Source organism: Pseudoduganella sp. RAF53_2, assembly GCF_052113985.1.
GTDB lineage: Bacteria > Pseudomonadota > Gammaproteobacteria > Burkholderiales > Burkholderiaceae_D > Rugamonas.
The window spans coordinates 1-9886 of the sequence record NZ_JBFRDW010000166.1 but is presented as its reverse complement, the minus strand read 5'-3'; the positions used below and the strand labels follow the sequence as shown (position 1 = coordinate 9886).

The 9886-nt window shown below is 64.0% G+C and carries 11 protein-coding genes; 6 read left to right on the top strand and 5 right to left on the bottom strand.

Features of this window, described 5'->3' with window-relative positions; all coding sequences use genetic code 11:
- The first annotated feature begins 87 nt into the window (after positions 1-87).
- The 6 genes from AB4Z11_RS12130 to AB4Z11_RS12105 are packed head-to-tail and all read left to right on the top strand — an operon-like array spanning position 88 to position 7284.
- Positions 88-1224, top strand: coding sequence for an SIS domain-containing protein (locus tag AB4Z11_RS12130; protein ID WP_442025501.1), 1137 nt, complete (start codon positions 88-90; stop codon positions 1222-1224).
- Positions 1211-2146 carry an ROK family protein gene (locus AB4Z11_RS12125; RefSeq protein WP_442025500.1) on the top strand — a complete coding sequence of 312 codons (936 nt, stop codon included), beginning with the start codon at positions 1211-1213 and terminating at the stop codon, positions 2144-2146. The genes AB4Z11_RS12130 and AB4Z11_RS12125 overlap by 14 nt, the downstream gene beginning before the upstream one ends.
- Positions 2147-2152: 6 nt before the next feature.
- A complete protein-coding gene (locus tag AB4Z11_RS12120; RefSeq protein WP_442025499.1) occupies positions 2153-3472 on the top strand; it encodes a D-tagatose-bisphosphate aldolase, class II, non-catalytic subunit in 1320 nt (439 codons plus the stop codon).
- Between the two features lie 34 nt (positions 3473-3506).
- Positions 3507-4274 carry a DeoR family transcriptional regulator gene (locus AB4Z11_RS12115; protein WP_442025498.1) on the top strand — a complete coding sequence of 256 codons (768 nt, stop codon included), beginning with the start codon at positions 3507-3509 and terminating at the stop codon, positions 4272-4274.
- Between the two features lie 3 nt (positions 4275-4277).
- Complete coding sequence (locus tag AB4Z11_RS12110; RefSeq protein ID WP_442025497.1) at positions 4278-5357, top strand: N-acetylglucosamine-6-phosphate deacetylase; 1080 nt, start codon at positions 4278-4280, stop codon at positions 5355-5357.
- 10 nt (positions 5358-5367) lie between these two features.
- A complete protein-coding gene (locus AB4Z11_RS12105; RefSeq protein WP_442025496.1) occupies positions 5368-7284 on the top strand; it encodes an MFS transporter in 1917 nt (638 codons plus the stop codon).
- Positions 7285-7305: 21 nt separating this feature from the next.
- Here the strand turns inward: AB4Z11_RS12105 and AB4Z11_RS12100 are convergent, their stop codons facing one another.
- From AB4Z11_RS12100 to AB4Z11_RS12080, 5 genes are all read right to left on the bottom strand, one after another.
- Positions 7306-7971, bottom strand: a complete 666-nt coding sequence (locus tag AB4Z11_RS12100) for a DUF799 domain-containing protein (protein ID WP_442025495.1) — start codon at positions 7969-7971, stop codon at positions 7306-7308.
- A gap of 1 nt (position 7972) precedes the next feature.
- Entirely contained in the window at positions 7973-8326 is a 354-nt protein-coding gene (locus AB4Z11_RS12095) for a DUF4810 domain-containing protein (protein WP_442025494.1), read from the bottom strand.
- The gene (locus tag AB4Z11_RS12090) at positions 8323-8994 is read right to left on the bottom strand and encodes a CsgG/HfaB family protein (protein ID WP_442025493.1); all 672 of its coding nucleotides are present in this window, start codon (positions 8992-8994) and stop codon (positions 8323-8325) included. Before AB4Z11_RS12090 ends, AB4Z11_RS12095 begins: the two co-directional genes overlap by 4 nt.
- 90 nt (positions 8995-9084) lie before the next feature.
- Positions 9085-9483, bottom strand: a complete 399-nt coding sequence (locus tag AB4Z11_RS12085) for a YidB family protein (protein WP_442025492.1) — start codon at positions 9481-9483, stop codon at positions 9085-9087.
- A gap of 10 nt (positions 9484-9493) precedes the next feature.
- A partial coding sequence (locus tag AB4Z11_RS12080; RefSeq protein WP_442025491.1) for a DUF4197 domain-containing protein occupies positions 9494-9886 on the bottom strand: 393 nt, incomplete at its 5' end.

Here is a 9886-nt window from a genome sequence, read left to right as displayed (position 1 = left end):
GATATGTACTTTCGTTTTACTTTCGTATTTGACTTTACGAAAATTTATCTCTAAGCTTTCTGAAACTTCTACTTTCTTTTCTTTTCGATGACTACCCTTCTCAACCGCGATTCCCAAGCCTGGCGCGACATCGGCGGACTCGATACCGCCGAAGAAATTGCGCAGCAGCCTGCCCTGTGGCGTGAACTGTCGCAGCGGCTGAACGGCGAACGTGCGGCGCTGGCAGCCTTCCTCGGCGATTGCCTGCGCAATCCCGCACAGCGCGTGATCCTCACCGGCGCAGGTAGCTCCGCTTATGTGGGCGAGATCGTGGCCGACGAATTGAATGCAGCCAGCGCCGCACAAGTACGCGCCGTGGCGACTACCAGCCTGCTCACTCATCCAGAGCTGTACCTGGAAGCGGATGCCCCGACGCTGCTGGTTTCTTTCGCGCGCAGCGGCAACAGCCCTGAAAGCCTGGCAGCGGTCGATCTGGTGCGCGCCACCGTACGTGACGCGCGCTTCCTGAACAYCACCTGCAATGCGGAAGGCCAGCTGGCACGCCAGGGCGCGGCCGACAGCAAGGTGTTCAATCTGCTGATGCCCGCCGCGAGCTGCGACCGCGGCTTCGCCATGACGAGCAGCTTTACCTGCATGCTGCTGGCGGCCTTGAGCACGCTGAGCGGCGCGTCCGGCGAAGATCGACTGCTGCAACTGGCGGATCTGGGCGAACAGGCCTTGCAGCAGTGGGCAGCGCCCGTATCCGTGCTGGCCGCACAGCCGGTGCAGCGCGTGGTCTATCTCGGCAGCGGCCCGCTGGAGGCACTGGCGAAAGAAGCTGCGCTGAAGATTCTTGAACTGACCGGCGGCCGCGTGCTGGCAATGGCAAATACGGCGCTCGGTTTCCGCCATGGTCCGAAATCCGCACTGAACCGCGACTCGCTGGTGGTGCTGTTCCGTAGCAGTAAGGCGCTGGCACGCCAGTATGAAAAAGACCTGCTGCAGGAGCTGCAGCGCGAACAGATTGCTGGACGCTGCGTGACCGTAGGCCGCGATGCCGATATCGGCGTAGCGGCGCCTGCGTGGYCGGACGCCTGGCTGGCGCCACTGTGGCTGCTGATGGCGCAGCAATACGCGCTGCACCAGTCGGCCGCACTGCGTCTGCGCCCCGACAATCCATTTGCCGATGGCACGGTGAACCGTGTCGTGCAAGGCGTGACCATCTACCGCCATGACGAATTCTGAACAACGCGGCCTCCACGGCATCGATATTGGCGGGACCAAGATCGAGCTGGTGGCCTACAGCGGGAACTTCGATGAAGTCTTCCGCGAACGCATCGCCACGCCCTGCGAGGACTTCGACGCTTTCGTACAAGCCATCGTGGCGCTGGTGTCGCGCGGCGATGCGGCGCTGGGTTTGCGTGCGCCGGTCGGCATCGGCCTGCCGGGCGTGATCGACAGCGCCACCGGCCGCCAGATCAGTTCCAACGTGCCCGCATTGAACGGACGCCAGGTGGCGGAAACCCTGCAGCAAGCCTTGCAGCGTCCCGTCGCCATCGGTAACGACTGCCAATGCTTCGCGCTGTCCGAAGCCCAGGGTGGCGCGGCAGGAGAGCTGCCCACCATGTTCGGCGCCATCATCGGCACCGGCGCCGGTGGTGGTTATTGCGTCGCAGGCCTTCTGCAACGCGGCTTCAATGGCGTTGCGGGCGAATGGGGGCACTGGACGATTCCCGCGCCGCTGCTGGCCCAGCACGGCCTGCCGGTGCTCGACTGCCCTTGCGGCAAGCAGGGCTGCCTGGAGCGCTATGTGGCCGGTCCCGGCATGAGCAAGCTGCACGCGCATTTCGGCGGTGATGGCGCCGAGCCGGTGGCCATTGTGGCGCGCGCCAACGCCGGCGACGACATCGCTGCACGCACGCTGGCCGTTCATCTCGATCTGCTGGGCCACGCGATGGCGGGCCTGGTGCTGTCTTACGATCCGCACGCCATCGTGCTGGGCGGGGGGCTTTCGAACCTCGCCCACCTGTATGAACGCTTGCCCGCTGCCATCAAGCGGCATCTCTTCCGCGGCGTGCAAGTGCCACCCATCCTGCCGCCGCGCTTCGGCGACGCCGGAGGCGCACGCGGCGCCGCCCTGCTTGCCCGTCAACTGACCAAGGCCTGAAAATCCATGAACGAAGTCCTGTCACCTGTTCTGCAGGTTGTGAAAGCGCATCGCCGCGGCGAAGCCGTTGGCCTGTACAGCGTGTGCTGCAGCCATCCCATTGTGCTGCGCGCGGCCATGCGCGTGGCGGCTTGCTACGGCACGCTGCTCCTGGTGGAAGCCACCTCCAATCAGGTCGATCAGTTCGGCGGCTACACTAGCATGACGCCGCCGCAGTTCCGCGACTACGTGCAGCAACTGGCAAGGGAAGAAAAGTTTCCACAAGAGCGCCTGGTGCTGGGTGGCGACCACCTCGGCCCGAATGCCTGGCAGCGCCAGGACGCCGCCATCGCCATGGCGCATGCCGAAACCCTGATCGCCGCCTATGCAAGCGCAGGCTTCCACAAAATACACCTCGACTGCAGCATGCGCTGCGCGGACGATCCGCAGCGCCTGAGCGATGAAGTGGTGGCCGGGCGCTCCGCGCGCCTGTGCGCAGTCGCCGAAGCCGCCGCTGCCGGCGCCGGCTTGCCGCCGCCGGTGTATGTGATCGGCACCGAAGTGCCCGTGCCCGGTGGCGAAGCGGAACTGGCCGATGCAGGCGCGCCAACGTTGCCCGCCGCTGCCGCGCAGACACTGGATGTGCACCGCCAGGCCTTCGCCGCAGCCGGCCTGCACGATGCGTGGAAGCGCGTGATTGCCATGGTCGTGCAGCCGGGCGTGGACTTCGACGCCAGCCATATCCAGCACTACGATGCGGCGCAAGCGGTGGATCTCTCGGCCTTCGTGGCGAATCAGCCGGGCCTCGTGTTCGAAGCGCATTCGACGGACTACCAGCGCGAAACCGGCCTGCACGCCATGGTGCGCGATCACTTCGCCATCCTGAAGGTCGGCCCGGCAGCGACGTTCGCGCTGCGCGAAGGCTTGCTGGCCCTGTGCCAGATCGAAGACGAGCTGCTGCCGGAAGCGGAGCGCTCGCAGCTGATGCGCATTCTGGAGGATGTCATGCTGGCCAAGCCCCAGCACTGGCGCGCGCACTACGCCGGCACCAGCGAAGAGCAGCGCGTCATGCGCCGCTACGGCCTGAGCGACCGTTGCCGTTATTACTGGGGCGAGCCGGAAGTGGCCGCTGCGGTGGAACGCCTGTTCGCCAATCTGGATGCGCGAGAAATTCCGCTGCCGCTTCTGAGCCAGCATCTGCCGGAGCAATACCTCGACGTGCTGCAAGGCCAGTTGGGCGCCGACGCGCGTGAGCTACTGCAGCATAAGATCGGCCGCGTGCTGGCCCAGTATGCGCGGGCCTGCAACCGCAATACGGCTTCCCTGCCGGAGCCAGCCATCTGTTAAGCTCGACGTTTTCATCGCCGATCCAACCGTTACCATGCGAAATACCAGCCAACGCCGCGAATCCATCCTCGAACTGCTCGTCAACCAGGCGTCCGTCCAGGTCAACGATCTGGTCGAACAGTTTGGCGTGTCCGCGGTCACGATCCGCAGCGACTTGAGCGCGCTGGAGGCGCAGGGCCTGGCGACGCGCAGCCACGGTGGCGCGATCCTGAATCGCATTCCGCCGGCTGAGCACTCGATTCGCCAGAAGGATTCGATCAACCAGGAACAGAAGGAGCGCATCGGCGCCATGGCAGCGCGCCTGGTGCAGCCGGGCGATAACATCATCATCGATTCCGGCACCACCACCATTTCGCTGGCGCGCCACCTGCGCGGCGCCAACGAGGTGACGGTGATGACCAATGGCCTGAACATCGCGTGGGAGTTGGCCGATGCGCCGGGTGTGGACCTGATCCTGACGGGCGGTCTGCTGCGCAAGCAGTCGCTGTCGATCCAGGGCAGCCAGGCGGAAGCCAGTCTGCAAGCCTACAACTTCGACAAACTCTTCCTCGGCGTGGATGGTCTGGATCTGCAATTCGGCGTGACCACCCACCATGAAGCGGAAGCGAGCCTGAACCACAAGATGGTCGAGCGCGCGAAGAAAATTATCGTCCTCACCGACGCATCCAAATTCGGCCGCGTGAGCCTGCACCGCATCGTGCAGCTGGAACGCGTGCATACCATCATCACCGATGCCAGCATCAGCCCCGAGTACCGCGAGGGCATTCAGAAGCTGGGCATCGAATTACTCATAGCGGAATAGAGCGTGTTAAGCGGCAGAATCCTTACTCCCGGCGGCTGGGTCACAGGCAGCATCGAATTTGACCAGCGCATACGCCATATCACCGAAGGTCCTGCCGACAGCTCGCTGACGATTCTTCCCGGCTTCGTCGACCTGCACGTGCATGGCGCGGCGGGCGTGGACATCATGCGCGGCGGCGATGCCGGCGCCACCGTGGCGCAGGAACATGCGCGGCACGGCACCACGTCCCTGCTGGGCACCACCATGACGGCGCACGAACCGGATATCCGCCGCGCCCTCTCCGGCCTGGCGCGCGTGGTGGCGGAACGCCCTCCACGCAGCGCGCGCATGCTGGGCGTGCATCTGGAAGGCCCCTTCATCAGCATTCACCGTCTGGGCGCCCAGCCGCCTGACGTAATGCCGGCCACGCTGGAACTGGTACAAGACTTTAACGCCATCGCGCCGATCCGCGTGCTGACCATGGCGCCGGAAGTGGATGGCCACCTTGCGCTGATTCCGCAGCTGGCGGCGATGGGCATTCGCGTGCAGATTGGCCACTCGGCCGGCGATTACGACACCGGCGTGGCTGCCCTGCGTGCAGGCGCCGCCGGTTTCACCCATCTGTTCAACGGTATGACGGGCATGGACCACTACCAGCCCGGCATCGTCGATGCGGCACTGGCGCATGCCGAATACGCCGAGATCATTCCGGATCTACAGCATGTGCATCCCGGCGCGATTCGCGCCGCACTGCGCGCCATTCCTCGCGCCTATGGTATCACCGACGCTACTGCCGCTACCGGCATGCCGGATGGCGAATACTCGCTCGGCACCCAGCGCGTCTACAAATGCCTGGGCTGCGTGCGCCTTGCCACCGGTTCGCTGGCGGGCAGCGTGCTGACCATGGATCAGGCGCTGCGTAATTTCGTCAGCCTGGGCCTGGACCTGGCTGATGCGTCGAACCGCCTCTCGCTATATCCGGCCGACTATCTGGGCGAGCTTGAGCGCGGGCGTCTCGCGCCCGGCGCCTGGGCCGATATCGTTGTACTCGATCAGGACTTGCAACCAGTCGCCGTGTTCGTTGAAGGCGAAGCCATTCTTTAAAGGAGTGCCCATGCACGCTGCCACTTTGTCCGGCTCCACCAGTGCACCTGCCTGGCCCATGCGCTATCTGCTGTTCATCGCGGGCATGGGCGGGCTGCTGTACGGGATCGACGTTGGCATCATTGCCGGTGCGTTGCCTTATCTGGAGTCGACGGCTTCGCAGGCCTGGCGTTTGAGCGCGCAGCAATTGAGTTTCATCGTGGCGGCGGTGCTGCTGGGGTCTGTGCTGTCTTCGCTGTTTGCAGGCGCGGTGGCCGATGCCATCGGACGGCGCTGGGCGATGGTGCTGTCCGGCGCGCTGTTCACCATCAGCATTCCGATTATCGCGCTGGCCGATGGTTATATGCCGCTGCTGCTTGGGCGCTTGCTGCAAGGCGTCAGCGGTGGCTTGATTGGCGTGGTGGTGCCACTGTATCTGGCCGAGTGCCTGCGCGCAGACCAGCGCGGACGCGGCGCGGCTTTGTTCCAGCTGCTGCTGACCATTGGCCTCGTTGCTGCGGCAGTTATCGGTTTGGTGCAGGCGCAGAATGTCGATCGCGCTACGGCGGCGGCGCAGGTGCTGTCCGAAGCCGCGCGCGCCGATGCGCTGTTCGCCGCGCGCGATCGTGCGTGGCGCAGCATCTTCTGGATGTGCCTTGCACCGGGATTGGTGTTCACCATTGGCAGCCTGCTGCTGGCAGAGTCGCCGCGTTGGCTGGTACGCCGCGGCCGCAACGACGCCGCCCGCCAGGCCCTGCTGCGCACCCGCGCCGCCGCCGAAGCCGACGCCGAACTGCGCGAAATGCTGGACGCCGCAGCAGCCCTTCCCCAGCGCGGCCGCCCTACAGCCGCAAGCGCCTCCGCAGCAGGCACTCAACCACAGCGCGGGCATGCCGCCAGTGCCGCTAACGCCGCCGCGCAGGCCCCGAGCGCGTCTGCCGCGACCGCCCAGCCGCAGCGCGAGCATACGGCCGCCGACGCCGCAGCAGACCCGCTGCTCAGCCGGCGCTATGTGATGCCCTTCCTGCTCGCCTGTCTGGTGCTGGCCTGCACGCAGGCGACCGGCATCAACTCCGTGCTGGCTTATGTGGTGAATATCCTGAACCAGGCCGGCCTGCCCGGCGCCACGGCGAATATGGCGGACGTCGGACTGAAAGTGCTGAATGCCGCGATGACGATTGCCGCGGTCGCACTGGTCGACCGCAAGGGCCGCAAGTTCCTGCTGATGCTGGGCAGCGGCGGTATCGTGATCGCCCTGCTGGCAGCAGGCCTGCTGTTCCGCAGTGCGGAGAGCGGCCAGCAGGACGTGCGCGCCAGGGTCGCGCAGCAAGTGCAGGGTGACAGCCTCACGCTGCGTCTCGATACGGAAACCCTGCGCGCCCTCGGTGACGCGAACGCCCAGCAGCTCACGGTCGCTTACAGCTACGGCCCATTCGCCAACGTGGCCACACTGCGCACCAACGATACGCTGCACCTCACGCGTGCCGACGCCGTGCAGGAAGACAGCGTGATCGGCGCCTTCTTCCGCAAGCTGCACCTGAACCCTTTCGCCAATCCGGAAGAAGGCCGCAACGCTCCGCTGCGCATTGAGCGCGCACAAACGGGCAGCGTGCCGTCGTCAGCACACGGCTGGCAGGTAACCGCCGCCATCTGCCTGTTCGTCGCCAGTTTCGCGATAGGGCCGGGCGTGTGCGTGTGGCTGGCCCTGTCCGAGCTGATGCCGACGCGCATCCGCTCCAACGGCATGAGCATCGCCCTGCTGATCAATCAGTTTGTATCGACGGTCATTGCGGCAGTGTTTCTGCCGACGGTGGGGCATTACGGCTACGCCGCAATGTTCTTCTTCTGGGCTGGCTGCACGGTGATTTATTTCCTGACCGCGGCTTTCCTGCTGCCGGAAACGAAGGGGAAAACGCTGGAAGAGATTGAAGCGCATTTCCGCCGTTGAAGCGGAAATGCGCTGGAGGGATTACTGCAGCTTGCCGTAGTTCGGGGAACGCGGGCCGTACAGGATGCCATTCTGCATGCCGGCAGACAGCAGGCGGTTGCTTGCAACGCCGGCGATTGGCCAGGACGAGTCAGTCGCGCTATTGATGATCTGCTTCACTGCCGCAGCCACCAGTGCGCCAATCAGGCCGCCCCCCTGATTGTTCTGCGTTTCGGCGCTGGACGCGGTCGCCGCACCGGACCAGATCTCGGCACCGGTCTTCAGGTCCACCAGCTTGGCCTTGGCGGACACGATCACGTTGCTGCTGATGACGTTGTAGGTCGAACCATAATTGGTCACCGTCACATACAGCGCAGCATCGGCGCCGAAGATGTCGTGCAGCTTCTTCACGTCGACCGAATGAATATCGGCAGCCGTGGTCAGGCCATTCTGTTTGAAGGTCTCATCGACCAGCGCCACCGGCATCACGTAGTAGCCCGATTCAGCCAGCGGGAAGCTCACTTGCGACAGCATGCCGTACGTCGCGATGACTTCGGGCGACTCGTTCAGCGGCGGCAGCACCACAATGGAGCGTGGTTTGCTAGCCTTGAAAGCTGTGTAGTCGTAAGGCGTCTTTTGCGTGGCGCAGCCGACGAAGAACAGTGCAGGCAGCAGGCAAGCCACCAGTTTCAGGGTCTTTTTCAACATATCAGTTTGCCGCCTTCTTCGTATTCTTCAGCAGGAAGTCCATATAGGCCGCAGACTCAGGGAAGAGCTGCTTCTCGGTCTGGAACTCGGCGGCCATCTGGTCCGCGTTGCCAACCATGGAGTACAACAGGCCCAGATGCGCGTGATAGCCCGGTGGCGGCGTCTTGCCCTGCGAGGCGATCTTTTGCAGATCCTTCTGCAGCACGTCGATCTGCTCGTTCGGGCTCTTCTCGCCTTTGAAGTGCTGATACACCTGCGGCTGGTAGCTCTCCCACTGGTACATGGTCTGGGTGTGGTTACACGCAGCCAGCGTCATGGCGCAAGCCAGCGTCAAAGTAATCTTCACCAATTTCATTGACGGGCCTCGCGCAGGTTGAATGCGCCGCCTTCCATGCCGGCCACCAGGCGCTCAACCGCTTCGCGCATGGCCAGGTCCAGCACCTTGCCGTTCAGGGTTGCGTCGTAGCTTGCGGTGCCGCCAAAGCCCAGCACTTCGCGGTTGGACAGGCTGTATTCGCCCGCGCCGCCGGCGGAGTACACCACTTCGGAGGTCGCGATATTCACCACGTTCAGGGTCACTTTGGCGTAAGCAACCTGGGTCTTGCCGCGGCCGGCGAGGCCGAACAGCTGATGGTCGCCCACTTCCTTGCGGCCGAACTCGGTCACGTCGCCGGTGACGACGAAGTCTGCGCCCTTGATGTTCTGGCTTTGCTTCTTGAAGCCTGCTTCCTGCTGCAGTTCCGCCATATTGTCGCGGTCCAGGACATTGAAGCGGTTGGTTTGCTGCAGATGGGAGATCAGAATGGTCTTGGCCTGGCCGCCCAGACGGTCAACGCCGTCCGAGAACACGCCGCGCATGAAGCTCGAGCGGTTATCGAATTTGCCGACCGCGACCAGGGTACGCGGGCCGGTGTAAGGACGCGCAGCGCTGGCCACGGTTGGCACTTGCAAAGCCTGATGACTCTCGGTGGCGCAGCCTGCCAGCGCCGCGGTTGCGGCCATCGCCAATAACACGGTTTTCATTATTCTGCCCTAAGGTGGTTGTGGTGCATCAATTATAAGATGCCACAGGGCAATATTGCAAATAATGAAAACTAAATTGCTATTTGCTATTCAGGAGCGCGCGCCAAACAGGCTGTCCAGGGCACCACGGCTGTCGGGAATTGTGCCGCCTGGCGTGAGCTTGTCGACCACCTGCGGCAGCAGCTGCGCCAGATGCGCGGATACCTGCTCCGTGCTTAAGCCAAGACGGGTGGCGATAGCCTGCACCTGCTCGTTGCCCAGCACCGCCTGCAACTGCTCGGCGCTGATCGGCAGGTTCTCGCCGGTGCCGATCCAGGAGGCGACCACGCCGCCCATGCCGCCCTGCTCAAAAGCCGTCACCATCCCTTGCAGGCCGCCGGTGCGCGGGTCGGTCAGCATGGCGCCGACTGCTTCAAACATGCCTTCCGGATGGCTGCCGCCAGAGAACTGGCCAAGCACCTGCCCTGCCAGCGTATCGAAAATACCCATTGCTGCCTCCCTATTTCAACAGTCCGAATACCTTGCCGATCGCCGCACTGCCATAGGACAGCGGGTCACGGCGGATGTTCTTCTCTTCTTCTGCAATCATCAGGTACAAGCCATCCAGCGCGCGCTGGGTGACGTAGCCTTCCACGGTGGCGCTGTCGCCTGCCGCCAGGCCCAGCTTGCCCGCCTGCCCCATCGCAGCATTGAACTGGCCGGAGAGCTTGGAGCGGTCGGTGACGCCCTTCACGATGGGCAGGAATTTGGCGGCCAGCGGCGCCGAGGTCTTCTCCTTGAAGAAGTCCGTGACCGAGGTATCGCCGCCGGTCAGAATGCGCTTGGCGTCATCCACCGTCATCGATTTGACGGCGTTCACCAGCAGCGGCTTGGCCATGGGGACGGCCTGCTC

Coding starts and splice junctions, on each gene's coding strand:
- AB4Z11_RS12125 (WP_442025500.1), top strand. CDS start 1,211: ATGACGAATTCTGAACAACGCGGCCTCCACGGCATCGATATTGGCGGG.
- AB4Z11_RS12120 (WP_442025499.1), top strand. CDS start 2,153: ATGAACGAAGTCCTGTCACCTGTTCTGCAGGTTGTGAAAGCGCATCGC.
- AB4Z11_RS12115 (WP_442025498.1), top strand. CDS start 3,507: ATGCGAAATACCAGCCAACGCCGCGAATCCATCCTCGAACTGCTCGTC.
- AB4Z11_RS12105 (WP_442025496.1), top strand. CDS start 5,368: ATGCACGCTGCCACTTTGTCCGGCTCCACCAGTGCACCTGCCTGGCCC.
- AB4Z11_RS12100 (WP_442025495.1), bottom strand. CDS start 7,971: ATGTTGAAAAAGACCCTGAAACTGGTGGCTTGCCTGCTGCCTGCACTG.
- AB4Z11_RS12095 (WP_442025494.1), bottom strand. CDS start 8,326: ATGAAATTGGTGAAGATTACTTTGACGCTGGCTTGCGCCATGACGCTG.
- AB4Z11_RS12090 (WP_442025493.1), bottom strand. CDS start 8,994: ATGAAAACCGTGTTATTGGCGATGGCCGCAACCGCGGCGCTGGCAGGC.
- AB4Z11_RS12085 (WP_442025492.1), bottom strand. CDS start 9,483: ATGGGTATTTTCGATACGCTGGCAGGGCAGGTGCTTGGCCAGTTCTCT.